Origin of the sequence: Acinetobacter sp. UBA991 (genome assembly GCF_002292065.1) — a bacterium.
In the GTDB taxonomy this organism is placed as follows: Bacteria; Pseudomonadota; Gammaproteobacteria; order Pseudomonadales; family Moraxellaceae; genus Acinetobacter; species Acinetobacter higginsii.
This window is the reverse complement of sequence record NZ_DBBF01000027.1, coordinates 55,986-82,072: the sequence shown is the minus strand read 5'-3', so window position 1 is coordinate 82,072 and position 26,087 is coordinate 55,986. Positions and strand designations below refer to the sequence as shown.

20 protein-coding genes are annotated in these 26,087 nt (G+C 39.5%); 3 read left to right on the top strand and 17 right to left on the bottom strand.

Annotated elements, in window-relative coordinates; genetic code table 11:
* Positions 1 to 72: 72 nt before the first annotated feature.
* Complete coding sequence (locus B2727_RS11160; protein ID WP_004806359.1) at positions 73 to 417, top strand: hypothetical protein; 345 nt, start codon at positions 73 to 75, stop codon at positions 415 to 417.
* 53 nt (positions 418 to 470) lie between these two features.
* Here B2727_RS11160 and B2727_RS11155 read toward each other — a convergent pair whose 3' ends face one another.
* A complete protein-coding gene (locus B2727_RS11155; RefSeq protein WP_005294962.1) occupies positions 471 to 1,082 on the bottom strand; it encodes a glutathione binding-like protein in 612 nt (203 codons plus the stop codon).
* A 206-nt stretch (positions 1,083 to 1,288) separates the two neighbouring features.
* Positions 1,289 to 3,727 carry an ExeM/NucH family extracellular endonuclease gene (locus tag B2727_RS11150; RefSeq protein ID WP_033134774.1) on the bottom strand — a complete coding sequence of 813 codons (2,439 nt, stop codon included), beginning with the start codon at positions 3,725 to 3,727 and terminating at the stop codon, positions 1,289 to 1,291.
* Positions 3,728 to 3,909: 182 nt separating this feature from the next.
* On the opposite strand from B2727_RS11150, the gene trmB reads away from it, so the two are divergent.
* The gene (trmB, locus tag B2727_RS11145) at positions 3,910 to 4,626 is read left to right on the top strand and encodes a tRNA (guanosine(46)-N7)-methyltransferase TrmB (RefSeq protein WP_004654068.1); all 717 of its coding nucleotides are present in this window, start codon (positions 3,910 to 3,912) and stop codon (positions 4,624 to 4,626) included.
* An 81-nt stretch (positions 4,627 to 4,707) separates the two neighbouring features.
* Here the strand turns inward: trmB and B2727_RS11140 are convergent, their stop codons facing one another.
* From B2727_RS11140 to B2727_RS11085, 12 genes are all read right to left on the bottom strand, one after another.
* Entirely contained in the window at positions 4,708 to 5,472 is a 765-nt protein-coding gene (locus tag B2727_RS11140; protein WP_033134775.1) for a putative type VI secretion system effector, read from the bottom strand.
* A gap of 251 nt (positions 5,473 to 5,723) precedes the next feature.
* The gene (locus tag B2727_RS11135) at positions 5,724 to 6,458 is read right to left on the bottom strand and encodes a putative type VI secretion system effector (protein WP_033134776.1); all 735 of its coding nucleotides are present in this window, start codon (positions 6,456 to 6,458) and stop codon (positions 5,724 to 5,726) included.
* A 2-nt stretch (positions 6,459 to 6,460) separates the two neighbouring features.
* Positions 6,461 to 9,253: a T6SS effector BTH_I2691 family protein gene (locus B2727_RS11130; RefSeq protein WP_033134777.1), complete on the bottom strand. Its 2,793-nt coding sequence runs from the start codon at positions 9,251 to 9,253 to the stop codon at positions 6,461 to 6,463.
* Entirely contained in the window at positions 9,246 to 10,172 is a 927-nt protein-coding gene (locus B2727_RS11125; RefSeq protein WP_241345080.1) for a hypothetical protein, read from the bottom strand. Before B2727_RS11125 ends, B2727_RS11130 begins: the two co-directional genes overlap by 8 nt.
* 1 nt (position 10,173) lies before the next feature.
* A complete protein-coding gene (locus tag B2727_RS11120; RefSeq protein ID WP_241345079.1) occupies positions 10,174 to 12,771 on the bottom strand; it encodes a type VI secretion system Vgr family protein in 2,598 nt (865 codons plus the stop codon).
* A gap of 87 nt (positions 12,772 to 12,858) precedes the next feature.
* Positions 12,859 to 13,632 (bottom strand): Rossmann-like and DUF2520 domain-containing protein, encoded by a 774-nt coding sequence (locus B2727_RS11115; protein ID WP_033134028.1) that lies wholly within the window; start codon positions 13,630 to 13,632, stop codon positions 12,859 to 12,861.
* An 83-nt stretch (positions 13,633 to 13,715) separates the two neighbouring features.
* On the bottom strand, positions 13,716 to 14,762 hold the full coding sequence (locus tag B2727_RS11110) for a hypothetical protein (RefSeq protein WP_033134029.1): 1,047 nt from the start codon (positions 14,760 to 14,762) through the stop codon (positions 13,716 to 13,718).
* 182 nt (positions 14,763 to 14,944) lie between these two features.
* The gene (locus tag B2727_RS11105) at positions 14,945 to 16,369 is read right to left on the bottom strand and encodes an OmpA family protein (protein ID WP_033134030.1); all 1,425 of its coding nucleotides are present in this window, start codon (positions 16,367 to 16,369) and stop codon (positions 14,945 to 14,947) included.
* A 247-nt stretch (positions 16,370 to 16,616) separates the two neighbouring features.
* Positions 16,617 to 17,189, bottom strand: a complete 573-nt coding sequence (locus tag B2727_RS11100; protein WP_004806349.1) for a hypothetical protein — start codon at positions 17,187 to 17,189, stop codon at positions 16,617 to 16,619.
* Positions 17,190 to 17,386: 197 nt separating this feature from the next.
* On the bottom strand, positions 17,387 to 18,619 hold the full coding sequence (locus B2727_RS11095) for a dihydroorotase (protein WP_033134031.1): 1,233 nt from the start codon (positions 18,617 to 18,619) through the stop codon (positions 17,387 to 17,389).
* Positions 18,620 to 18,631: 12 nt separating this feature from the next.
* Positions 18,632 to 19,648, bottom strand: coding sequence for an aspartate carbamoyltransferase catalytic subunit (locus B2727_RS11090; protein WP_033134032.1), 1,017 nt, complete (start codon positions 19,646 to 19,648; stop codon positions 18,632 to 18,634).
* 236 nt (positions 19,649 to 19,884) lie between these two features.
* A complete protein-coding gene (locus tag B2727_RS11085) occupies positions 19,885 to 20,256 on the bottom strand; it encodes a hypothetical protein (protein ID WP_004806346.1) in 372 nt (123 codons plus the stop codon).
* Between the two features lie 252 nt (positions 20,257 to 20,508).
* On the opposite strand from B2727_RS11085, the gene rlmKL reads away from it, so the two are divergent.
* Complete coding sequence (gene rlmKL / locus B2727_RS11080) at positions 20,509 to 22,713, top strand: bifunctional 23S rRNA (guanine(2069)-N(7))-methyltransferase RlmK/23S rRNA (guanine(2445)-N(2))-methyltransferase RlmL (RefSeq protein WP_005204447.1); 2,205 nt, start codon at positions 20,509 to 20,511, stop codon at positions 22,711 to 22,713.
* Here the strand turns inward: rlmKL and B2727_RS11075 are convergent.
* The 3 genes from B2727_RS11075 to clpB are packed head-to-tail and all read right to left on the bottom strand — an operon-like array spanning position 22,706 to position 25,893.
* Positions 22,706 to 23,146, bottom strand: coding sequence for a hypothetical protein (locus B2727_RS11075; RefSeq protein ID WP_004806342.1), 441 nt, complete (start codon positions 23,144 to 23,146; stop codon positions 22,706 to 22,708). The genes rlmKL and B2727_RS11075 overlap by 8 nt on opposite strands.
* Positions 23,107 to 23,313, bottom strand: a complete 207-nt coding sequence (locus B2727_RS11070) for a hypothetical protein (RefSeq protein ID WP_033134033.1) — start codon at positions 23,311 to 23,313, stop codon at positions 23,107 to 23,109. Before B2727_RS11070 ends, B2727_RS11075 begins: the two co-directional genes overlap by 40 nt.
* Positions 23,314 to 25,893 carry an ATP-dependent chaperone ClpB gene (gene clpB, locus B2727_RS11065; protein WP_004806339.1) on the bottom strand — a complete coding sequence of 860 codons (2,580 nt, stop codon included), beginning with the start codon at positions 25,891 to 25,893 and terminating at the stop codon, positions 23,314 to 23,316.
* Between the last annotated feature and the right edge of the window lie 194 nt (positions 25,894 to 26,087).

Sequence of the window (26,087 nt, the reverse complement as noted above, 5' to 3'; positions counted from 1 at the left end):
ATTCATCAAGTTTATGTTTATATTTTCGGTATCCATATCCGATTGGATGCCACAAAGAAAAGGAAATAGACAATGAATAAATTACTTGTTGCATTAGGTCTTGCTGCTACTGTTGCGCTTGTAGGCTGTAATAAAGATAAAGCACCTGAAACTGGTGCAACCACGGGTGAGCATTTAGAACATGCTGCTGATCAAGCTGGTGCAGACGTTCAAAATGCGGCTGATGCAGCTGCGAGCAATGTTGCAACGGCTGTAGATACTGCTGGTGATCAAATTGATGCTGCTGCTGATCACACTGCAACTGCAACGGCTGAAGCTGCTGCTAAAACTGAGGCTGCGGCACGTGATGCAACGGCTAAAGTTGCTGGTGCAGTAGAATCAACTGCTGCTGATGTGAAAGAAAAAGCTCAACAATAATTGAGTTGAAATAAAAAAGCCTCTGTAAACAGAGGCTTTTTTATTGGTTTGAATTAGCTTAATAAACCTTCATCCCGCATCGCAATTTGTACAGACTGACGTTCAGCCACTTTATTACGCAATGCAATAATATTGATATATGGCGTTAAGTCATGTTCAATATGGTTTGACCAGTTGGTAAGAACAAATAGATAGGCATCCGCAGGACCAAAATTATCATCGACCAAATAATCACAATCCGATTCAGCTAAATAATTGTCGATATATTTAAGCAAACGATCAACTTCTGCATAGGCTTTGGTTTTCTCATCGTCAGTGAGCTTCCCGCCAAAGAATACTGAATAAGCATCATGCAATTCTGAATTCAAGTAGCCTAACCACTCTAGGACTTTAGCACGCCCCATTCCTGATGGTGGAATCAAATCCTGTTTAGGATCATGCTGTGCCAAAAACGGTAAAATTGCCACATTCTCAGTTAAAATCAAACCTGGATTAATTTCCAAAGCAGGGACATAGCCTTTTGGATTAATCTCGTAATAATCTGCACCTTTTGAAGTTTTATGTGTTTTTAGATCAACTCGTTCTAAATCAAAATCGACATTTATTTCATTTAAAATAATATGGGCTGCCAATGAGCATGCACCAGGTGAATAATACAACTTCATAATTGATCCTTGTTATCTAACAACTTATGCCCTAGAACGTTCCTACGAAACTCGAGAACAGAAATAACCAAAATTTATAATAGCTTTCATGCTAAGAACATCTACACCACTACTATTAATGAATTTTTTTCTGCCTTGCAAGTTATATTCCGTGACGATTGATTAATTTATGAAAAAACAAACCAAACAATGTCACGGAAATCAGATTACGCTCGACCAAAAAGTTTGCCTAACCATTCAAATAATGAGTTTAAAAATTCAACGATGATATTCTTCGGATTATTTGGCTCAAGTTGAGAATCCGAGCTTTTCATATCCAAATCTACAATCACAGGATCATGATCTGACGAGCGATAAGCATCTGCCGAGAAGAACAAAGCCTTTTGCTCATCAGTTTTATATTCTTCGTTATAGTCCAATACCGTTGGTTCATCGGCATTGATATGCCATGCAAAGGTTTTAATCACACGTTTATACAGATTGGCATCGGCAATGGCATGATCAAGGTTACCTGCACCGCCATAACCATCGGCATCGCTCGCCACACCAAAGACATAGCTATATGCCTTACTCCCCTCACCGACTTTGCTGTCATTCAGCAAAACTTTGTAATTGGCTTTCTCAAAACTTAAGATTGGGTCTTCTTTGGCATAACTATTCATATCGCCTAACAGTAAGATATTCGGATTCTTCACTTGGGTTGGATTCTTGGCAATCCATTGGGTGAGTTGCTCAACCGCTTTCACTCGGGTTGGGTTCCAACAGCCCTGCCCATCACGTTGATCTGCATCCAGAGAGTTTTCATCGACACCGCGACAGCTCTTCGATTTAAGATGATTTGGGATCACTGTAAAGATTTGTCCACCTTGTACAGGCTTAAAGGATTGTGCAATGGTTGAACGGCTTTTATCCCCTAAATCCAATACCGCAGGCTTATTCACTGGCTGAACACGTTTGCTGTTATAAATAATCGCAACCGCAATCACATCAGTACCCAACTGATTAAGTCCTTCTGGAATCACATATTTCCAGTCTGGCCCTAAAGCTTTAGTCAAGTTAGCAACTGCACTATCACTGCCATAACCATTATTGGCAATCTCCATCAAACCATACACGTCTGCATCGATTGATTTTAATGCATTGACGATTTTGGTATGTTGCTTATCAAATTCAGCCTGACTGTTGGCGCCACGCTCGGTTGGGAAACCATTCTTGCCATTGTCATAGTTCAGCACGTTAAATGCCGCAGCACGAATATGTTTGCTTTGTTTAGCCGCAATCGTTGTACGTGGATTGGTCGTGTTCACCACTTCTGGCAAGTTTGCACCTGCAATCGGCTGTACACGCCATGCATTAAAACGATATTCTAGAATCCCTTGTGCATTCTTTAACTGATAGCCCGAACGTAGCGTATTCAACGCACTAAAGTTTTGTGGCAACCACGGTGCACGGTTTTGATTGTTATAACCATCATCAAAGATAATCTTTGAAAGCAGATTTTGTTGCGCTAAAGCCTTGGCTTCATTTGAAAGTGCAGGATAAAGATTGGTCGGAATAAATAAGCGACCAAGGCTTAGAGAAAGTTCGCCATAACGACCAAAATTATAGTTTTCACTTACCGTCAACGTTTGCGGTAATTTCACCAACATCCCTTGATAACGCTTAGGTGAATTACCAGCAGTATCGGTCAAGCTGCTAAATGGCAAGTTTAAGTCCAGTGGTTGAATCAGCGATGCCATATTCTGGTTACAGGTTTTAATATCCTGCTGTAACTGATCCAGTTGAAGTTGGTTTTGATAACTGGTTAAACGACCACGTAGGATAACTTCATCACCAACCTGCCCACCTTTGACTACACTGCTTGCAGGAATATAGACAAAAATCGCATTACTGACATTTGGCGTAGCTTTGCTATCAGGGGTTTGTACATAGAAACCTGAGAAACCATTGCTATAACGATAATCCGCCGTGATTACACCACGAATAGTATAGTTTTGATTTTGAGTCGATTGCGCAAGGCTGGCAATTGGTGTATCGCTACTGCTACAGCTGACTGCATCTACAGGTGGAGTGGTGGTTGAACCTGTTAAATTCGAAAAATCATTTCGATCTGTCCATGCCTGCCAAGATTGGTCAAGGTCAAATGGACTGGTCGGGTCAACACTCACTACAGGATTAACTGTTTGAATGCGTTTAAAGCTATTCGCAGTACTGAATACCGTTGTGCCCCAACCTGCCGTTGGACGCTCACCAATACGACCAAAACGATCTACGGGTGTACCGCGATAAAGCAACACAATGGCATCGTCGCCATTAAAAGATAATCCCGCAACTTGATTAACCTTATCGCCCAATTGTGCCTGTAATTCAGAACGACCTATCAGAAATTTTTGTTTACTGGCCAAGCTACCTTGTAAAGGAAAAGCTGCGGTTTTGACTGTGCCACCATTATTAAACTGCTGAATTTCATAATCGGCTAAATTCACGGTTGTGGCATCGGGGTTATAGATTTCCAGTCCCTTTTTATTACTGCTGCCATCGACATACTGGCTAAACATCAGTTGTGCATGTGCAGCAGAAAAGAGTGAAGATGCACCTAACAGGCCTAAACAAATGGCGATCGAATGGTATTTAAAATTGTTCATGGTTTTTTACTTAGTGTTAAAATTGTAATTAGGCTATGCAATTTCTGTGACAGCTACATGAAGATTTTTTGACAAATTTTAAGCAATTTTAGAAATGATCGGCTAAATAAAATCACTTAAAGTTTGACTTGACCACCTGAACACTTAAAATACGGCATTTCTATATTTATATCTCCAGAATCATGTCAAACGATCAGTTAGAAACGCAAATTACGGAACTCGACAATTTGCCTGAGCACCGTGAAATTGTGACGTTTATGCGTCGTTCAGCTCCGCTCAATACTTCACAACGTACTGCTTTAGAAGATTATCGTGATTTAATTTTGGAATACCCTGTTGGTGATTTACGCCAGCATTTTGAACATCCTGAACGCCCTTTAACTGTTGAAATCGGTTTTGGTATGGGTCGCTCTTTGGTATTGATGGCAAAAGCCAATCCAGAACGTAACTTTGTCGGCATCGAAGTGCATGTGCCTGGTATCGCACAGTGTGTTTATGAAGCGGGTATGGCGGGCTTAAAGAACCTGTTTGTACTGGATGCCGATGCAATCCAAGTGTTACGTGAAATGCCAGACAACAGCATTAACTGTGTACAGCTTTATTTCCCAGATCCGTGGCAGAAGAAGCGTCACTTTAAACGCCGCTTTGTGATTCATGAGCGTATGCAACTGGTTGAACAGAAGTTAGAGCTTGGTGGTACCTTCCACTCAGCAACTGACTGGGAACCGTATGCAGAGTGGATGCTTGATATCCTAGATAACCGTCCAGATATGGAAAACTTGGCAGGTAAAGGCAATAGCTACCCTCGCCCAGAATGGCGTCCAGTGACTAAATTTGAGCGTCGTGGTCTTGAATCTGGTCATAAGATTAATGATTTTATCTTTAAGAAAATTAAATAAGCTGATTTAGTTTTTCGAGAAAGCCACTAATTTTTTAGTGGCTTTTTACTTCTTCTCATTTATTTATAGATTTTATATGACTCAATTAGTCTTTACATCTACTAGTGGCTGAGGATCGTAATCTAAAAACTGGGTGTAATCATGTATATCCTTACATAACTGTCTATTCTCAACATCATGATAAGCTAATGTAAGATCCCTTTTCTCAAATACTTTTAAGTCTTTTACTCCTAACAACTTATAAATTTGATCCGATATGAGAGCATAACGGAGTAACTCTTTTTTCGCACTCGCCCCTATCCCAAATATCACAACAAATGGTAAAACTAAAATACATGCATATAAAAAGACATAATCCATTATGTCTACATTAATAGTGCCGTTATCAGTCAAGAACAATGATATTATAAGCATGAATATCGACATTCCCGATGCAACAATAGCCAAATTCTTGGGGCTGTGGCTATTTGTTACCATTTCTACCGTTTCTCCAAAAGGCAAAGATATGCCTAATAACTTATTATTTTTATTCATAACTGCTAAGACATTAAAGTCACCTTCCACATTTTCATCATAAACGACATATACGTCTTCATCTTCTTTAAAGAAAACAGAAGTAAGCGCGGCATAAAAATTGATATGATCAATACAGAAATAAATATAATAACCTGGTTCGCCATTTGCTCCACCCAAGGTAGCAGCAGCACCCATCCCTCCAGACTCAGAAAAAATCGATACCAATGCTGTAGCTCCAGCTTGTGCTCTAACTTTTTTTGGTTTAGGGAGCTCACTTATCATTGCATCAACATACTGAAGATTTTTAATTTTACCGTAAACAACTTTCATCTAAATCCATCACATTATTGCATTAATAAAAATCAATTAGATAACAACATATTAAAAAATAAGTCTTTTATATGTGTAAGACCAAATATTAAAAATAAAAAGCCAAAGCATACACAACAAAAATAACTTTCTATCCAATTAACATATTACTTACATCAAAATTACTTCCAAATTTAAAAATAAAAAACATGGCTCAATTACAAAAAAATTTAGAGATCAGAAAATAAATAAAATATTAATTATTTCAAATTTTATTTCTTTATATCTACATCTACTAGTGGTTGAGGATCATAGTTTAAAAATTCAGTATAATTATGAACATCATCATAGATACGATTAGTTTCTTTATCTTCGTATGGCTTCAGATGATTCTTATTAATTTCTACATTTAAAGCATTAATATCACTAATACCTAATATTTTATAAATTCGTTCTGATTCCTCTGCATACCCTCTAAATTGTTTCTTAACGCTATAACCTATAGAAAAAACTATTATAAATGACCCTATCAATCCAGAAAGAAATAAAAACATTTTAAATTCAAAAAAGAATAAAACCAAAGTTGTAAAAATATTAATTCCTAAAAACAGATATAATGCATTACGATTATGAGTCTTGTCAGATATTTCTACTGTATGCCCAAAAGGTGCTACCATTCCTAATAGTTTAGTGTTTTTATTCATAACTGCTAAAACATTAAAGTTTTGTTTTATTTCTTCATCATAAACCACAAAGATATCTTCTCCTTCTTTGAAAAATAGACCTGTAAAGGCTGCATAAAACTCAACATCATCAATATAGAAATGAATATAGTAACCTGGAAACCCATTTACCCCAGCTAAAGTTGCTGCTGCCCCCATCCCTCCAGATTCTGCAAACATCGATACTAAAGCCATCGCTGTTGCATGAGATCTCAGCTTTGGTAACTCACCAACAATTGCATCAACAAATTGGAGTTTTTTAATTGTCCCATATTTTACTTTCATATTTACACTCCAACGACCTCTACAAATGCTTGATTAAAAACCTCAAGCTCTTTTGCTTCATTCTCAAAATTCACTACATTAATACCAAAGGCTGATTTTTTACACCAATCTTCAAGTGCATTATCTGCAAAATAAACTTTATAAATAATTTCAACTGCTGTTAGCCCTAGAATAATGATATTAAATCTAGCCAACCAAACAACAGAACCTATACGTGTAATCATTAGGTAAAAATTTGATTTAACTAATAATTTAGAAAAACTAATCAGAGCTGGTCTTTTTAACGCATTCCCTGCACTTTGTAGAAAATCAATGGAGATTTTCGTATAGCTTAAAGCTAAACCAAAATACACACCACCACGAACAAAATAAACAACCGCGAGGAAACTATCATTACTGCTCATTGCTGCTCTAAGATCGTATAATGAAAAGAATGCACTACCAGCTATTGCAAAACTATTTGCGGCGAATTTAATTAAGTTATGTGTAGCAGTTTTGGTTGTTACTGTAATAACACCAACCAATTCCAAACTGGCGGTGATTAAGCCACATGCTCCTCCTAAAATTTGCAACTGCTGCTGAGAATCTATAGTTTTATTTAATTGGAACATTAAATTAATTGCTTCTAACACCATGACAAAAGATGCAACCCGTGCAGTACCTTTGTTTTTGCTGTCATTTAAAATTGAATCTAAAGTTGCATTGCTGACCTTTGGATCTCGCCGCTGCGGATCTAGTCCCGGAGTTGCAAACAACATCAGTGAATGTAAATTTACACCTTTACTAAAGACACCTGTACGAGCATATAAAAAGCAGCAAATTTGTGTGGCAATTAAACGATCGAGACTGGTACTTCTGGCTTTTTGTGCTGCTACACGAATAAACTCTGCGCTCCAACGCCCTATACGGCCCACAAAAGTCTTATCAAAATCGGGCATATAATGCTTGTTGGCATTATTAGATGCCCATTCATCCCATGCAGCATCTAAGGCAGCAATAGTAACAATCAACTGCTTATAGGTACTCTGGCCTGTTGTCCAGTCGGTATAATTTACAACCGATGCAAAGAAGCTTTGTGTGCCATCATTATAATAATCAATAGCAGATTTCTGGTTATAAAGAACCGCTCGCATAAACACATTATCAGACTCGACTTTACGCTTGGTAATCCAACCATCCATCTGAGTCGCGCCTGCCTTTGTTACGCCTGTACCAGCAACGGCCTGCATCATGTATTCATAAAAAACAAAGCCACTTATTTTATCTTCTGGATCAAAGGCGTGTAACTCTTGTACTAATTGAGACGATTTCAACCAAATCAAATGATCAGCACCTACCACATTTGCGTTGTCCATTCCACTTTTAGTCTTTGTAGCAACATTTGATTTAAATGTCTGCATCTCATCATATTTGACTAAAGGCTTATATTTATTCTCCCACTGATTCATTGCAAAAGCGGTATTGCTTTCAATCTTTGCCTTTTCCAGTGCTTTTGCCTTCTGTTGAGCGATTTCCTTTTGCTGTTCATATGCCTGTTTGGCAGAGCTTGGTGGGGTCATACCATATTGCGCAAAATAAGCCTTACGCGCTTTTTCGGTAAACTTGTACTGCTCAGGATTTTTTCTTTTCATCTGCTCAAGGTTCTGTTGATGCATTTGAAAATTACGTTCGCTATAAGGTTGGTTCAATTGGGCATCAATTGATTTCATATCAACATTTTTAGTGTGTTCTGCCCATTTTTTTGCACTTTGTAAGGCTTTTCTTTTTAAGCCTTCTTCAATCGATTCAATTAAAGGAATGCTATTAAATCGCTGCTGATTACTAATACCATCTTTATAGGTATTCATGAATTTTGTTAATTCAATAAATTGATCATTTCTTCTTTCATTTAAATCAATTGCAATTCCCAAAGCATCATAAATAGCAACGCCACATACCGCTTTTGGAAACTGGGCAAATTTACCTGAAATTTTTTGCTTTCTAGTTTGATTAGCCTTACCAAATTTCGCAAAATTAGGTGTAGGAACATGACGATCAAAAATTTGCTGGTTATAACAAAAGTTTGATTTTTGCCCTCCACGCCAAGCATTTAAATTAATCTTCTGCCATTTTTTTTCATTGGCATAACTAACTCGATTTGCTTGGTAGAGTTTTAATCTTGCTTGTGTAAGAAATCCCTTTGAAAATAGAAGATAGGCTGTTTTTGCCTTTGACTTCTGAAAAGGCGCAAGACAAATCATTGAGCTATTTGCAAAGTGTTTTTCATTGGTACAACCATATGGCGTCGGTGCACAATTCGGGTCAAAAATATTCTTGAGCTTTGCTAGAAATCCTTCTTCATTGACACGATATCCCAACCATCGGGTTGCTCCATTCTCATACTCAACAAAGGCATATAAATAACCTGTATTTAAATATTTTAATGTGTACTTCGAATAAGCAATGGTCTTATCACCTACATAACTATTCAAGTGCGCAGGTAGAGAAACCGCTTGGGTATCTGCTTTCTTAGCGATAGCATAGCGTGTCGGAAATAGAAAAAAACTATCATCTTCTGCATGACAAAATGGGCAATCCTTTTTTTGCTCATTTACCCCTTCTGAAGAAAGCTGTTTTACTGCAATTGCTTTGGGTGCGCCTTTAGATTGATTGGCAGGTAATTCAGCTTTCTTTTGTTCAATCTTGGCTAAATCGTATTTTTTAAGATTCTGCCCCCAAGAAACAGTTTTATTTGCTTGATTGTTTTGTGCATTCTGTAAATAAGGGGGAAGTTTTTTAGTTGAATTATTATCCATTTACACGATCTCTTTCTAAAACATTGGCTTGCAAAGTTGAATCTGTATTGAGCTTTTCAAGCATTTGCTCATAATCTTCTCTATGCCATAAAGTTTTAATGTCTGCATGCTCAGTCAAAGTTGAACCGACTTTATAGAACCAATATACAAGCTCACTCATCACATTAAACTCAACATTGGCTGAATTACCTTTAATCAAAATCAGGTGTTCATAGGTCAACATAGGCTCGATTTGATTTGACGGAATATTTTTATTAACTAGATATTTATTAATGCTGTTCACGTCTTCACACATCATTAAAAAATCAATGACCTGTTTTGGAAAAATATTATTAAATTTAAACGTATAGGCTACAGATGCTTTGGTGAAAATTCCCTTAGGGTGGAGGTACTCCCAAATTTTATAATCCGCCAAATAATGATGATAAAGCACCTCTGGCGCCATATTTTGAAAAACATACTGAACCCGGGGATCATACCAACGTAGAACAAAGGCTTGAGCAGAGCCTTCTGACTTAGCAATTAAATCTTTTTGAAATTTGATTTTTAAACCATCTAATGAATGTTCACTATATCCCCAACCACAAATAATCTGACGTGTGGATGTATAAGCCAGTTGTTCTAACAATATTTCGATAATCTTAGGTGCATATTTATAGAATTTAATATCATTTTTAAGCCTTAGCAGAGCAAGAGGCTGTTTTGCCCCCCGTGTAATCGGCTTAGCGATAAAAACTTTTTCTACCGAAATAAGGGGATCAAAATCATCAATAATTTCACTAAACAAATCAGGTTCAACAGTCCGATCTATAATGAAATCAATAACTCGATTCTCTTTATAAATATGTTCAAATCTAGATAGCAGTAAATCTTCATTAACTGCTTCAATCGGTGTATCTAATTTAAATAAATCTGACATTTTATATCTCAACCAATGCAGCACCATTGGTCGCAGCTGAGTGCTGTTTCGCAGAACAGTCTGGTAAATCAATCGCAGGTATACTCACAGATGCAGCGCCCATAAACAAATGCTGCCCTGCCTTCACTTCAAACTTGCCACCTGTGGTTGGGAAAATACCTGAACCATCCAGCTTGATTTGAGAACCACCCGCAGTAATCACAATCTCTTTAGGGCTAGTAATTTCAATACGATCTTCAGTCGAAGTAATCTGGATGCCTTGCTTGGCAAGTAAATCCATTGTGTCAGCTTGCACATGAACTTCAAACTTACCTTTGGCGGCAACCTGTTTAATTCCATTTTGTGCTGCAAACAGGCTCACCTTAGCACTGGCATGTGCGATCAAATTTTTTTGCGTACTCAGATTAATACTATCGCCCGCAAACTGGTTAATCTGTCCATCCGCAGAGAGATGAATATCTTCATTGCTACTTAAACCAATCCCCTCTGGTGAGCTCAGTAACAACATCGCCTTATTAAACTTGGCAATATCAGATTCAATTTCTTCCGCAAACTCTTTCAGTTGATCCAGTGATTCAATCTCATCGGTCTGCTGGTTCTTAGCTATTTCACTCAGTGCCTTGGCATTGTTTTGATTGCCCTCTAGCCGCTGCTTAGCAACTTGGGCATCCAGATGTTCGCCTTGGGCTTGATCCTGTTTATGCGTGGAAACGAGTAGACCCTCGCCTGCGCGTACTGCACCCCATTGGTCAGTGCGCAGTTCAAAACCTTCGCCACGGTCTTCACTTTCTGCGGTTGCTTTAGGGTGACTCAGTTTGCCGAGGTTGAGTTGACTGGCTGCATGACTGCTTTGTAGTTGAGCACTGATCTGACCTGTGGTGTCATCAAAGCGCAGTTGGTTAAAACCTTCGCCCTGATATTCTTTTGACTTGATCCCTGCCAGTTTCTTGGTGTCAGGCAGCTTGCCTGCATGGTCAAATCTAGTTGGACTACGATGGCCTTCGTGGATTCTTCCCACTACAAATGGACGGTCGATATTGCCATCAAAGAAGTCGATGACTACGATTTCATCAATTCGTGGCAAGAATCGTGCGCCATAGCCTTCACCTGCCCAAGGCGTGAGTACATCAACCCAAGCAGAATCGGTGTCGTTATCATTGGCACCCGCACCACCATCATGGCTATGATCGTCATTACGGGTAAACAGGAAACGGACTTTAATCCGCCCCCATTCATCCACATAGATTTCTTCGCCGCTTGGCCCAACCACTTTGGCACGTTGCGGTGAAGCTGCTGGACGGTGTTGTAAGGGATGATATTCAGGAACGGTTTTAATGCTACGGCGTTGCAAAATCAGTTGATTGGCTTGGCGTTCGTCACTCTCTTTTATTTGCCAATTGCTTTGTGCTAATAATTGATTGATCTGTTGATGTAGATCTTTAGGCAAGTTGTTTTGGTTATAAAAGTTTTTGCCTGTAATCAGGAATTCTTTATCACTACCATCATGCTGATCAATTTCAGGGTGTTCAGCCAATTCAAACCAGTAACCCACATGGGTATCGCGCACGGTGCTATGGGCTGTAAATTGTTTGGATTGTAAGTCGTAGTATTGACCTAAGTTCCGATTCAGTTTTTCAATTTGAGCATTGCCCGATGGGGTTGCACCATCTTCCCCATTTAAATCTTGCATCCACGCGGGTGAAAAATGCCATGCCTGCTCTAGTCCTAGGCTGGCATTGTCATATTGTTCACTGTGTTTATGTGTGCTCTGTACACTGCCTGCACCATCTTCTTGTTCCAGTGCATCGGCTTGCCAGCGTTGTACATGTACGCTGCTCGGTTGTAATGAGCGTTGTCCAACCAAACTGGTCATGCTGTCGTATTGTTCGGTGGCACTACTACGGTGATAACGAATCTGCCGACGCTCTAAGGCTTGGTATTGGCTATTGTCATCAATCAGACGGAGTTTTTGCGGCTGAATCGCAGCACTGCTTTGCGCGACGGTTCGTTCAGCTTCATCAATGAGCCAGTTAATCGATTCGCTACGCATCAAAGATGTTAAAAAATCTTCATCTGATTGATTATATTGCATAATAAAGGGACGAATGTCGTAGTTTTGACTGAGTCCGCTTAAATCAAGCGTTAAACTGGATGCAAATAAGGGACTTTTTTGTTGCCACTCTTTGAAGATAATTTCCACCACATCACGCACGCTCTTGTTCATAAACACACGGCTGTTACGGCGTTGTTTCCACAGTGCGGTGGGATCTTCTAAAGTCAGTTTATAGACAGTCAAGCTACCGTCTGATTGTCCTTGTAAGGCTTGTGTGATAATCCCTGTGACGCGGGTCAGTTGACCTTGATCGGTGACGGTATCAATTGCCGCTTGGCTGCCAATAAATTGTTTAAGAGGAATGGTCGCATTGGTCGACAGGCAAATCAGTTCTGCCCTAAATCCTTCATTCAGTTGATGCTGACCATCAATACGCTGTAGGAAGACTTGAGTATTTAAATTTTGATTGGAAAATTGAATATGAATTGCACGTTTTTGTGCAGTCAAACCTAAATTGTCTAAAGCTTGAAATATATTAGCCAACATCTTTTTATATAAAATTAAATCAAATTTTAGGCATGGTATACAAAACAGACTGATTTGTCTATTTTGTATATTTATTGTTAAATCGATTTAATGGTGGCGTTTTAAAATAGATTCACTGATAAGACCATAGACATTCTGCAAGTCTGGGCGATTAGAATCTGCTAATAATTGGCTATGCATACTTAATATATTTTGGTCGCCTCGCATCGCAGGGCCTGTCTGCATATCCTTGGGATTATTGGCTGTGGCTTTATTTGCGGTCTCTAAAATCAGTGGATAGAGCAAACTAAAATCAACCTGCTCAGCATCAACGATCTGCTTCGCCATGTCATAACAATAATTACTAAAATTGCAAGCAAATACCGCCGCTAAATGCAAAGTCAGACGTTGAGTCGAACTATATTGATAGACAGATTGGCTTAAACTGTTTGCTAACTCGGTTAATAAGGTTAAGTCCTGTTGCTGTACTGCCTCCACAAACAAAGGGGTATCTGCCCAATTCACATCCCTTTCCATACTAAAGGTTTGCAGAGGATAGAACACACCCGCGCGTGGATGTCTCTGTTGCAGTACCGATAAAGCAGTACTTCCCGAAGTATGTACAATCAGATTTTCAGTGAGATATGGCGCAATCGAATCAATCACGCTACGAATCGCCTGATCGCTGACTGCAATAATCACTAAATCGGTTTGCGCATCCAACTGTTGCACATCGTCAATTGCTTGGGCACTGACTTGGTCTGCAAGGGTCTGAGCATGTTGTAGATTCCGACTAAAGATTTGCACAATCTGATGCTGCAATTGCAATACTTTGGCCAAATGGGTTGCAACACGACCTGCTCCAATCAATGTAATTCGCATAATATTTATCTTAAAACCATCGCTGTGCTAAGCATGCCAATAAAAAAAGGACGAATCAATTCGTCCTTCTTGTTGTTGCTTACTTAATTGACATTATTGAGATAGACAATGCGCTCTATGGTACGTTGGGTGAAGCACTTGGTGTACTGCATATCTTGATCTTGTTGACGCATCGCATCATTCCAATAGCGTGATTGCTTTTGATAGGTTTCTAAATCTTTTTCAGGAATATCAGATACATGCTTCTGAGCAAGTACCTTACAATCAACATCACGTTTTTCAAACCAATCAGACTGGTCTTGTTGCAACTGTGCTTTTTGCTCTGCACTAAATTTGTCCCAAGTTTGATTTAAGCGTTCAACCTGCTGTGCTTTTTCAGCATCTAACTCTTTCTTACGAATATCCATTGCTTTTTGAGCCAAGCCCATTTGAGCCGACTCTTCTGCATCATATTGCTGCTGAGCTTGCTCATTGCTTTGTTCAATCAGGCGGTTTTCTTTTAAATAAGCCACATATTGCACGGCTTTGGTCGCCATAAAGACCACACCATCAATCACTGCATTTTGATCAGGAATATTAAACACTAAACCATCTTTATCCGTCTTGGTAATGTCATATAAAAAGCTACCTTTGAGCTTGTCATCTTCTAAGGTCAGTGAATATTCATTATCTGCAAAATAATCAGCTAAAGTACTGGCACTATAATCGCCTTCACACTCTTCACAATTTTTTTGCTGCTCAGCATAAGCATTCTCCGCACGCTTTTGTAAGCCTTTCGGGAATTGAACAATTAACTGACTTTCACAGCTCAATTGTGTTTTTGATGCTTGCTCGCCTTCTGCTGCATCTAAGGTACGCACATTTTTAATTTCGAATTTCAGACCTTTATTGATTTTATCCAAAACATCATAATCTGCCTGATACCCACTTTCTCTTAGGCTACGCTCGATTTGTTTTAAATAGTCTTTTTTCAATGCCGCTTGAATATTATTCAAGTTGTCTTGATTGGTACAACTCCACTCAGCGACAGCCGCATCCGTATTTTCAACTTTATCTTTCGGCTTGAACTTGTCACAACCTGTTAATAACACTGCTGCTGTTAATGTTGTGAATATAAAAAACTTATTCATATTAATACTCGTAATCTTGTTTTTTTCGGGCGTATTCTACTCAATTTAAAACGATACTTTCGAGTCTTTTCTCTGATTTTATTTAAACAACTTCATTTAAAATTATATTCACTCAAATAAATAATTAAAATAAAAGGAGTTATTTTTCCAATAACTCCTTTTAAACGTCAACAAACCCTCAATTAAGGGCTAATTGAAAACTCAATACGGCGATTTTTAAAACGTCCTTCTTCAGTTGCATTATCTGCAACAGGATTATCTGCACCATGCCCCACCGCTGTGAGTTGAGCCGCATCCACGCCTTGACTGACTAAATAATCAACCACCGCCTGTGCACGTTTTTGTGATAGCGTTTTATTGCTATTGGCATTACCTGTTGAATCGGTATAACCCGCAACGGTCAGTTTTGCATCTTTGGTATTTTTCATTAAGCCAGCGGCTTTATCCAAGATTGCTTTGTTTTCATCTGGAATCTGGTTGGATCCCGTTGAGAAATTAATAATCTGTAGATTAAGTGCTTTAATTACGGCATTAATATCAACCTGATTGGCATCAATGCTTGCCAATGCATCCTGTGCTGCATTTAGACTATTACTTACCGAATCAGCAGCACTAACAGGCGCTTCGACAACCACCTCGGTATTTGGTACTAATCCTTTAATCTTGCCAAGCAACTCATTGAGTTTAGCTGCATCTGCACCTTTTAAGGTGATCTTATCACCCACCCATTCCAAGGAAACATTTGGAACCCCTTTAAGCAATCCCAAAACACCTGCCAGTCCTGCTTGATCAGTAAACGAGCCTGCATGTGTTGCAGCCGTACCTGCTGTATCTACCGTACAGTCCTGATTAGAAGAAAAAACTTCTTTGACCTTGGCCTGAATACTGGCAAGGAGCCCTTGATCACCAACCATGACCTGACACTGTGCAACATGACCATTAGCATCGGTGGTTAATGCCAAGCTCGCGGGCGCAATCATCGTACCGACTTGTGATGCCGGTGAATCCTCATTACTTACAGGTACTTCCATTTGTTTATGTTGACATGACTTCCACAACCATGCGACCAACAATGCCAAAATAATCAGCGCTACAATCGGTAGCCAAGCACGAGACTTACTTCCTGTCGTCGCGGTCGCACTGGCTAAGCTCGTTGTGGAGGCTGTAGCACTCGAAACGAGACCTAAAGGTGCAAGCAAACCTACCGCCCATGCAGGTAACAGCGCACGAATTGAATCAGCATGCTGTTTTAAATAATTAACAATGCTTTGGGTATCATTACCCGCTTCACTGGTTAAAGCAGCAAGGCTGGCTGGAAGCGCTTGATTTAATGTTTGCTCTGCTTCAGCTATGGGAAGCTGACCACCTGCGAGGTTGGATAATAATGCATTTTTAACTTGATCATTATGACCAAATAAATCGAATAAGGAAGGTGAAATCGACTCTTTTAGTTTCTGAATCAATTCAGGTTTTGCAGCTAAAATCGAAAGAAAAATCGGGTAAAATTTAGATAACAGCGCACTTTTTTCGTTCGCCAATCCATCTTGACCACTCACAAGCACAGAGGTCAATTTCTGCTTTAACAGTTCTATTGGGTTTATTGACATTGTTATTCTCTCCAACACATTAAATTTATAATATTCAGATCGCTTAAGAAAAATGCGAAGTACAAGCAAACTGAAGCTTTTTCATTCTAATCATTTGTGTGTTTTTTATTCGTTTTTATATCATTTAAATACAATACTTACATCACACTTTACAAAACCGAGAAAAAGCCAAATCGCTTTAGATCATCATTCAGTTGAGTTATAAATTGTGCGATAAGGAATAATTTCATCTTCATAATAAGGCATTTTACTTGCTTAATTGATATAGAAACAGTAAGGAAAAACTCGCAAAAATGAGTGTAAGAAACGGAAATAAACGATAAGATTTCTTTTCAGGCGCTATCTCAACCGGCTCAGTAATTTCTTCTAATGACACTGCTACGCTTGGAACTTCATCTAATAGGGCAAGCACCTCCTCCGACCAATTTGGCAACAGTCCATTTATCGATTCTTGATGTTCACGAAGGTAATGAATAATGCTGATTGCATCATTTCCGATTTCATTTGAAAGTACTGCTAGACTCTTCGGGATCGCTCGATTTAATGTGATTTCTACCTCTGCAACCGAAACTTTACCTGCTGCCAACCTTAACAGTAATGCATTTTTTACTTTTTCATTTTCTTCCATTAGGTCAAAAACAGAAGGTGTCAGCTTCTCTTTTAACTGATCAACAAGTTCTGGTTTCTGTAAAAAACGATGCAAAAAAATAGGATAAAATCTTGATAAAACATCATTTTTTTCATTTACTAGACATGTTTGATCATTGACAATAATAGAGGATACTTTTTGCTTAAGCAGCTCCATTGGGTGAATAGCCATATGATTTAGCTCCAATTATTTCAATTGTTTAATTCTCATTTTTTATAATTTTATGTAAAGCACATCTCATTTATTTTCTTACTTTAATCTAATTTTTTTATTTTTATCAGTTTTGTAAAATTTAAATACAATATCTACATCACACTTTACAAAGCAGAATAAGACTTGATCGCCTTATTCTGCTGTTTGCATATCATTTATGCGAAGGTCGTCATCACCTTACCTGTCAGCTGTTGACCAAGTAATGGCGTATTTTTACCTTGAGACAGGATGCTGTCTTTAGACACCGTCCACTGTAGTTCTGGATCAATCAAAACCCAACCGGCTTCTTGCAACCAACGATCCGTCATATTGGCCACTTGTGCTGGAATAGAGGTGACTTTCTCCACCCATTCCAAAGGTTCAAACACACCTTCTTGAATCAACTGCACACCTAAACCGACATAGGTATCAAAAGCAGCAATCCCTGGCTGTGTTTCAGCAAATGGAGCCATTTTCGCTGAGCTACTAAGGGGTTCATGATGGGTACAGATTGCATCAATCACGCCTTCTTTCACTCCTTGACGCAATAATGCCTTATCTTGCTCAGAACGTAACGGTGGGCGTACATGGGCAAGTGAGTTAAAACCATCGGTCAGTTGCTCAGTCAGATGTAACTGATGCATAGCAACATCGGCAGTGACAGGTAAACCTTTGGCTTTTGCTGCACGGATCAAATCAACCGAAGCACCACAAGACAACAGACCAAAGTGTGCTTTCACGCCAGTTGCTTCAATCATGATCAAGTATTTAGCAATCGCAACAGTTTCAGCAATCGCAGGAATCATGGGTAAACCTTGACGAGAAGCAATAAAGCCTTCGTGTGCACAGCCATCTTTGGCAATCTGTGGTTCTTCGGCATAGAACACGACCGTCAAGCCCAAACCTGCTGCATATTCCAGAGTACGAATGACCACATCATCATTTTCAAAGCTTGCATTCGCATTTGAAACCGCAGTACATCCACCCTTCTTCAATCCCGCCATATTGGCAGGTTGTTTGCCATTCAGACCTTGGGTTTGTGCACCAATAATTTGTAGATAAATGCCGCCATCCAATTGTGCTTTTTCAATCAAGCCATGAATTAAAGCGCCATTATCTTGAACAATTGGTTTTGAATCAGGTGGTGTTATCACATGCAAAATACCATTGGCACGCGCCGCTTTACCTTCTGACTTTAAGGTTCCATGCTGTTGTTGCCCTGGTTCACGTAGACGTGCACAAAGATCAACCATGGTTGGCATTAACCATTTGCCTTGGCCATCAATCGTTTCATCGACTTGATCTACTGCATCAACCAACTTACCGTTTTCGATATATACCGTTTTGACTTGATCAGTTTTTTGAATTGGATCGAGCACACGGACATTTTCAATTTTTACTATACTCATGTGATCTATCCTTTACAGCGCAATCGCTTCAATTAAACCTTGTTCTTGTAACTGCCCTTGCATCGCAAGTGCCAACACTGCCATACGAACTGCAATCCCATTGGTGACTTGCTTCAAAATAACAGATTGATCACCATCGGCAACGCTTGAATCAATTTCAACTCCACGGTTCATTGGCCCCGGATGCATCACGATGCAATCAGGCTTAGCCAATGCCAAACGCTCTTTGTTTAAGCCGTACATTTTATAGAATTCAGCTTGTGAAGATAATGCAGGTGAATCAATACGTTCATTTTGAATACGTAAGGCAATAATCACATCGCAGTCTTTTACGCCTTCATCCATTTTGTTAAACAGACGTACATGTTCGCCATATTTATCAAAGGCCACTGGCAATAAGGTATTTGGTGCAATCACACGAATGTCTTTACAACCCAATGTTTGCAATGCCGCTACATTTGAGCGTGCGACGCGTGAATGCTTGATATCACCAATAATCGCCACGGTTAAGTCTTCAAATGGCTTTTGGGTTTCGCGGCGAATGGTCAACATATCCAGCATGGCTTGGGTAGGATGCGCATGACGACCATCACCTGCATTGATAATCGCAACCTTAGGGCACACATCTTTGGCAATAAAATGTGCTGCACCAGAAGATGAATGACGCACCACGAAGATATCCGCTGCCATCGCTTCCAAATTCCAAAGCGTGTCACGTAGCGTTTCACCTTTAGAGGTACTTGAACGTGCAATATCAATATTTAAGACATTGGCAGACAAACGCTTTGCTGCAGCCTCAAACGTAGTACGGGTACGAGTGGAGTTTTCAAAGAAAAGATTCATCACCGTCAGTCCTTCAAGCAACGGACGATTGATCAAGTTATTATTTTCATCTAAAAAGCTTTGCGCTGTATCTAGAATCTTGGTTAAGGTTTCTTTAGAAAGACCTTCAATTGTTAAAAAGTGCTTGAGATTTCCTTGTTGATTGAGCTGGATCTGACTCAAAGTATGCAATGCCGCCAAGTGCATAAGAGATTCCTAACACGTTAAGTTAACGCATTATACAGACTTTGGATTTCATTCGCAGTTGAACTTTTCAGCACTTAAGTAAAAATATTTTAGATCTTTTCCATGATCTTATTTTTATTCAATATCAGAACATAGATTCTGAATATTGATCCAATACAAATACTCCAAAATAAAGATAAGGATGTAAGCATCATCTCTACATCCTTTTAATATTCTATTTTTTAATGACTTATAATTTACCTTAATGCACCAATATAGTGATGATGTACCTGTGCTTGATAAATTTCTTCATCGGTAACTTCCATGGAATAAGTTTCCAAAATCTCAGCTGGTTGTTTCTCCGTCGCAGTTTTTGTCTCCACCACCAATGGATTTGGCTCAGGATATAAATCAATCAATGGGCTTAAACGATGTACAAAACGTTCCAACTCTGGGTCCTGAGTTGTTAAGGCGATATCCAGCACATGCTTGGCATAATCTTTATTGTTAACGAGATACATTACATCGATCACACGACCACAGACACGTCTTAAACGGACATACATTTGAGTTGCAATCGTAAAAGCTTCAGCATTGACCAATACTTCGTTATTCATGCTTTCTTTCATAAAGTCCTCACATCATTGGGAGAAATATTTACTGATAATTCATCAAGAGAAAAGCAAAAGCTGTACCAACTATTAAAATAAAAAATAAAAATGCACTTGATCACATTTTTGAATCACCCAAACACAGATAAAATTATTCAAAAAATATCGATTAATGCAGAATAAAGCTGACAATCACACAAATATGCACCGACAGAGCAAGCAAAAATCAGTTAAAATATGCGATTGCTAAAAATGTTTTTGGAAATTTGAATGAATGCTAAACAACGTCTAACAGACTATTGGGTGACCTGTGCAGACGGGCTTGAAACCTTATTACAACAAGAGCTTGAAGATTTAGGCATTCAAAATATCCAACGTTTTGCTGGGCGTTTAGTGTTTAAAGGCACACTTGAAAATGCATATCGGGTTTGTATGTGGTCACGCCTTGCCTCTCGCGTGCTTTTACCGATTCATACCCATGAACTTGAACATACCCATGATGCACGTGATGTAGCTGAAGAACTCTATGAAGGCGCGATTAGCTTTGACTGGTCACTGATTTTTGCACCACAAAGTACCTTTGCAGTCCGCTTACATGTTGAACGTGAAATCAAGGTCAATACACAGTTCGCGACCCTACGAGTTAAAGATGGTGTAGTGGATTCCTTTATGGAAGCCGTTGGTAAGCGTCCGAGCATTGATATCAAGCAGCCTGAAATTACCCTATACGCTCTAGCAGGTAAAACTGAACATACTTATTGCTTAGACTTATCTGGTGATTCTTTACATAAGCGCGGCTACCGACGCTATATGACCGATGCACCCATTAAAGAAAACTTGGCAGCAGCGATTCTACAAAAAGCCCAATTATCAAAATACCAACCCGATATTATTCTTGACCCAATGTGTGGTTCAGGCACATTTATTATCGAATCTCTACTCATTTTAACAGACCGTGCACCAGGCTTAGTGCGTCGTTTTGGCTTTAATGGTTGGCATGGTCATGACCATGAACTTTGGTTAAGATTAAAAGCTGAAGCTGCTGAACGTCATGAAAAGGCTTTAGAACAGCCACTACCTAAATTCTATGCTTATGATGCTGATTGGGAAGCCGTAAAAGCAACGCGTCAAAACATCATTGCGGCTGGTTTCGAAAAATTACTCGATCAAATTCAGATTGAAGAACGTACCTTGGCCGATTGGGATAACTTCCATGCCGAAGGTAAAAAAGCATTTATCGTTACAAATCCTCCTTATGGCGAACGTTTAGGTGATAAAGCCTCTAGTCGTGCATTTTATCTAGGTTTATCTGGACTGTTACAAAAGAATTTCCCAAATCAGTCTGTGGCTGTCATTGCGGCACAAATTGAACAAGCAGATGTACTTGCTATTAACGATCCCCAAACCTTACGTTTAATGAATGGTAAATTACCAATTTATATCCGTTTTGGTACCGTTAAACCTGCAACAGTGACACAACCTTTCCTTGCCACTTGGCAGCCACAACAGTTTGAAAAAATTGAAGGTGCCGAAGACTTTACCAATCGCTTGCAAAAAAATATGCAAACATTGAAAAAATGGGCAGTCAAAGAAAATGTTTTCTGTTTACGTTTATATGATGCCGATTTGCCTGATTTTAACGTCGCAGTCGACTTATATGGCGATCGTTTGCATGTTCAAGAATACGCGCCACCAAAAACCATTGATCCAGAAAAAGCAAAAAAACGTTTTAACCTTGCTCTTGCTGCCATCCGTGCTGTGACCGGTTTAGGTCGTGATGCCATCTTTATTAAAACACGTGCAAAACAAGCGGGTGCAAACCAATACACGAAACAGAGTACTGCCTCTAAACGTTTTATCGTTCAGGAAGGCAAAGCACGTATCTTGGTGAATTTGACTGATTATTTGGATACAGGGTTATTCTTGGACCATCGTCAGATGCGTTTAAGAATTGCCAAAGAAGCGCGAGGTAAACACTTCTTAAATCTTTATAGCTACACTTCTACAGCAAGTCTACATGCCGCTTTAGGTGGTGCAGCAAGTACGACCAGTGTCGATTTATCCAATACTTACTTAAATTGGTCTAAAGAGAATTTTGTACTCAATGGTTTGACTGTCGATCATGCAGATGAACAGCACATGTTCTTTGCAAGTGATTGCTTTGAATGGCTAAAAGAAGGTCATGAGCAATATGACTTGATTTTCATTGACCCACCAACCTTCTCGAACTCAAAGAAGTTCTATGGAACTTTTGACGTACAGCGTGACCACGTTTCACTTCTTAAACGAGCTATGAATCGCTTAACCAGTGATGGAACCCTGTACTTCTCAAATAACTATCGTGGTTTTGAGTTAGATGAAGAAATTGAGGCGATGTATCAGGTTGAAGAGATCACCTCTGAAACGATTGGTCCAGATTTTAAACGGAATCAAAAAATTCATCGTGCTTGGAAAATTCAACACCCTGCTATTTAATCACTAGCTCGGCTTTTACGTCATCGTTATAAGTCACATGAACATTGCCTGACTCGAACTCATAAATCATGTAGCGATCAGGTGGCTGTTCATGTGGTTTGATGGTCGCAGCCCGCTTATCTCGATTATCAACAGCCAACACTTTCTTCTGCTCTTCATGAGGTGATAAAACGCCTCCTAAGATCGTACTGACACGAATATCACCCAAGTATTTATCACTCAAGATCCGTTGTGAACGCCAACGTTCTTCTTCAGGCTTTAAGGCATCTTGTTGCGCTTTAATGAGAATACTGGGAAGTGCATTATTCAGCATAGCAGTTTGTAAGGCGAGTGTCCCTTCACTCAATGGTTGTGCGGCATGCACCATTGAAGATAAGGCAGTCATCAACAAAATTACACAAGCATTTGTGCAATGATGTCTGTTCTTTTCCATTGCAATTCATCCTGAATTTTTTTCTTATTTGATCCGAAACTATCAAGTTTTTCACAAAGTCGCAATGTTATTGGTAATATTCCTGCAAAAATCTGACCAGTTGCACTGATACAAAAAAAGATGGTGATTTTCATCACCATCTTTTTAGCCAAACGTTCAAATTTCACTTAACTCAGTTTCATTTTATCAAAGACCAGATGACCACTTTCACCTTTGATTAAAATGTTATCCCCTGGCTGGAATTCCCCAGACAAGATTTTCTGAGCCAAGTTATTCTCCACTTGTTGCTGAATCGCACGTTTTAATGGACGTGCACCGTATACAGGGTCAAAACCAGCATCGATCAATAGATCAAAAGCGCTATCATCCACAGTTAAGCCCATATCACGATCGCTCAAGCGTGAACGTAAACGATCTAACTGAATATCCGCAATACCACGAATCTGTGCCTTTTGCAGTGAATGGAATACCACCAACTCATCAATACGGTTAATAAACTCTGGACGGAAATGCTGTGTAACCGCATTCATGACCACAGCACGAACCTCGTCATCGGTTGCGCCTTCACCTAGTTCACGCACATCTTGTGAACCAAGGTTCGAGGTCATCACAATCACCGTATTTTTAAAGTCGATCACACGACCTTGCGAGTCGGTTAAGCGCCCATCATCTAACACCTGTAGCAGGATGTTAAATACATCTGGATGCGCTTTTTCCACCTCATCAAATAACACCACACTGTAAGGTTTACGGCGTACAGCTTCAGTGAGCACACCACCTTCTTCATAACCAACATAGCCCGGAGGCGCACCGACCAAACGACTGACTGAGTGTTTTTCCATGAACTCAGACATATCAATACGGATCATGGCATCATCACTGTCAAACAAGAAGTTCGCCAATGCTTTGGTCAACTCGGTTTTACCCACACCTGTTGGTCCAAGGAATAAGAATGAGCCACTTGGACGATTCGGGTCAGACAAGCCCGCACGTGAACGACGGACCGCATTGGAAACAGCAACCACTGCTTCATCTTGTCCAACCACACGGTTATGCAAGAACTCTTCCATGTTCAGCAGTTTTTCACGTTCACCCTGCAACATTTTCGCCACTGGGATACCTGTTGCCGCACTGACCACTTCAGCAATTTCATTCTCAGTCACTTTGGTACGAATCAGTTTCGGCTCTTCATTTTCCTCAGCAACCTCGGCTTGTTCCAAGCGTTTCTGTAACTCTGGAATCACGCCATATTGCAAACGTGCAGCTTCCGCCAAATCACCTTCTCGTTTTGCTTTTTCTAAAGCAACACGTGCTTGATCCAGTTCAACTTGTGCTTTTTTATCACCTTCAACCAGCGTTTTTTCAGCTTTCCAGATCTCTTCTAGATCGTTGTACTCTTTTTGCTTTTCAGCAATTTGATGTTCAAGATGATTGACCTCGGCTTTACTGCCAGCATCTTCATCTTTTTTCACCGCTTCCAATTGCATTTTCAATTGGATTAATCGACGATCAAGTTTATCCAAAGCTTCAGGCTTCGAGTCGATTTCCATTTTGATCCGCGATGCCGCTTCATCAATCAGATCAATAGCCTTGTCAGGTAATTGACGATCCGTGATATAACGATGTGACATTTTCGCCGCAGCAATAATGGCTGAGTCTAAAATTTGCACCCCATGATGGGTTGCATATTTTTCTTTTAGACCACGTAAAATCGCAATAGTATCTTCTACACTCGGCTCATCAACGAGCACTTTTTGGAAACGGCGTTCAAGTGCAGCATCTTTCTCGATGTATTGACGATATTCATCCAATGTCGTTGCACCTACACAACGCAATTCACCACGCGCTAAAGCAGGTTTCAACATATTACCTGCATCCATCGCGCCATCACCCTTACCAGCACCGACGAGAGTATGTAACTCATCAATAAACAGGATGATCTCACCTTCATGTTTAGCAAGGTCTTTGAGAACCGCTTTTAAACGCTCTTCAAACTCACCACGATATTTTGCACCTGCAAGCAATGAGCCCAAGTCTAATGACAGTACACGCTTATTCTTCAAGCCTTCAGGCACTTCACCATTGACGATACGTTGTGCTAAACCTTCCACAATTGCTGTTTTACCTACCCCTGGTTCACCAATCAGGACAGGATTGTTTTTGGTACGACGTGATAAAACCTGAATGGTACGACGAATTTCATCATCACGACCAATCACAGGATCGAGCTTGCCCGCTAAAGCACGCTCAGTTAAGTCAATGGTATATTTATTGAGTGAGTCACGTTGATCTTCGTGATTATTGCTCATAACTTTGTCATTTCCTCGAATATTTTCAATTACTTTGCGTAAGCTTTCTGGTGTTACACCAACACTATTTAAAATGCTTTTGGTTTCACCTGTTTCTGTCAGCCCCAACAACACCCAATCGGTTGATAAAAATTCATCACCTGCTTTTTGTGCATAGCGGTCAGCTAAATTCAGTGCCTTTACCGCTTCAGGATTCAAATTGATATCACCAGTAGGATTCGCCAACGTTGGTGCATTCTCTAACGCTTGTTCAAGTTTTTGCTTTAACTCTGGTAAACGTGCGCCCGCTTGTTGCAATAAACTCAGATTGGCAGGTTCTTTCAAAAGAGTCGACAAAATATGAATCCCTGCAATCGCAGTATGATCCTGACCCATTGCCAATGATTGCGCGTCTGAGAGTGCTTGCTGTAAACGGTTTGTAAATTTTTCAAATCGCATTCTTGTTATTCCTCACAACAAATTCTTAACTTATCACTTAGATGGGAACGCTTTTTAAAATTTCAAATAAAATTTATATATTTTTCAATATTTTATAAAAATTTAAAGAAATAAAACTCAGTATTAATATGGGTGTATAAACGATCCATTTCAAGTATATTTTGTATAATTTTTCTGTCTATTCGGTTTTGCAC

Bases quoted from the DNA above. Each gene is read 5' to 3' on its own strand.
- B2727_RS11160 (WP_004806359.1), top strand. From the start codon at position 73: ATGAATAAATTACTTGTTGCATTAGGTCTTGCTGCTACTGTTGCGCTT.
- B2727_RS11155 (WP_005294962.1), bottom strand. From the start codon at position 1,082: ATGAAGTTGTATTATTCACCTGGTGCATGCTCATTGGCAGCCCATATT.
- B2727_RS11150 (WP_033134774.1), bottom strand. From the start codon at position 3,727: ATGAACAATTTTAAATACCATTCGATCGCCATTTGTTTAGGCCTGTTA.
- trmB (WP_004654068.1), top strand. From the start codon at position 3,910: ATGTCAAACGATCAGTTAGAAACGCAAATTACGGAACTCGACAATTTG.
- B2727_RS11140 (WP_033134775.1), bottom strand. From the start codon at position 5,472: ATGAAAGTTGTTTACGGTAAAATTAAAAATCTTCAGTATGTTGATGCA.
- B2727_RS11135 (WP_033134776.1), bottom strand. From the start codon at position 6,458: ATGAAAGTAAAATATGGGACAATTAAAAAACTCCAATTTGTTGATGCA.
- B2727_RS11130 (WP_033134777.1), bottom strand. From the start codon at position 9,253: ATGGATAATAATTCAACTAAAAAACTTCCCCCTTATTTACAGAATGCA.
- B2727_RS11125 (WP_241345080.1), bottom strand. From the start codon at position 10,172: ATGTCAGATTTATTTAAATTAGATACACCGATTGAAGCAGTTAATGAA.
- B2727_RS11120 (WP_241345079.1), bottom strand. From the start codon at position 12,771: ATGTTGGCTAATATATTTCAAGCTTTAGACAATTTAGGTTTGACTGCA.
- B2727_RS11115 (WP_033134028.1), bottom strand. From the start codon at position 13,632: ATGCGAATTACATTGATTGGAGCAGGTCGTGTTGCAACCCATTTGGCC.
- B2727_RS11110 (WP_033134029.1), bottom strand. From the start codon at position 14,762: ATGAATAAGTTTTTTATATTCACAACATTAACAGCAGCAGTGTTATTA.
- B2727_RS11105 (WP_033134030.1), bottom strand. From the start codon at position 16,369: ATGTCAATAAACCCAATAGAACTGTTAAAGCAGAAATTGACCTCTGTG.
- B2727_RS11100 (WP_004806349.1), bottom strand. From the start codon at position 17,189: ATGGCTATTCACCCAATGGAGCTGCTTAAGCAAAAAGTATCCTCTATT.
- B2727_RS11095 (WP_033134031.1), bottom strand. From the start codon at position 18,619: ATGAGTATAGTAAAAATTGAAAATGTCCGTGTGCTCGATCCAATTCAA.
- B2727_RS11090 (WP_033134032.1), bottom strand. From the start codon at position 19,648: ATGCACTTGGCGGCATTGCATACTTTGAGTCAGATCCAGCTCAATCAA.
- B2727_RS11085 (WP_004806346.1), bottom strand. From the start codon at position 20,256: ATGAAAGAAAGCATGAATAACGAAGTATTGGTCAATGCTGAAGCTTTT.
- rlmKL (WP_005204447.1), top strand. From the start codon at position 20,509: ATGAATGCTAAACAACGTCTAACAGACTATTGGGTGACCTGTGCAGAC.
- B2727_RS11075 (WP_004806342.1), bottom strand. From the start codon at position 23,146: ATGGAAAAGAACAGACATCATTGCACAAATGCTTGTGTAATTTTGTTG.
- clpB (WP_004806339.1), bottom strand. From the start codon at position 25,893: ATGCGATTTGAAAAATTTACAAACCGTTTACAGCAAGCACTCTCAGAC.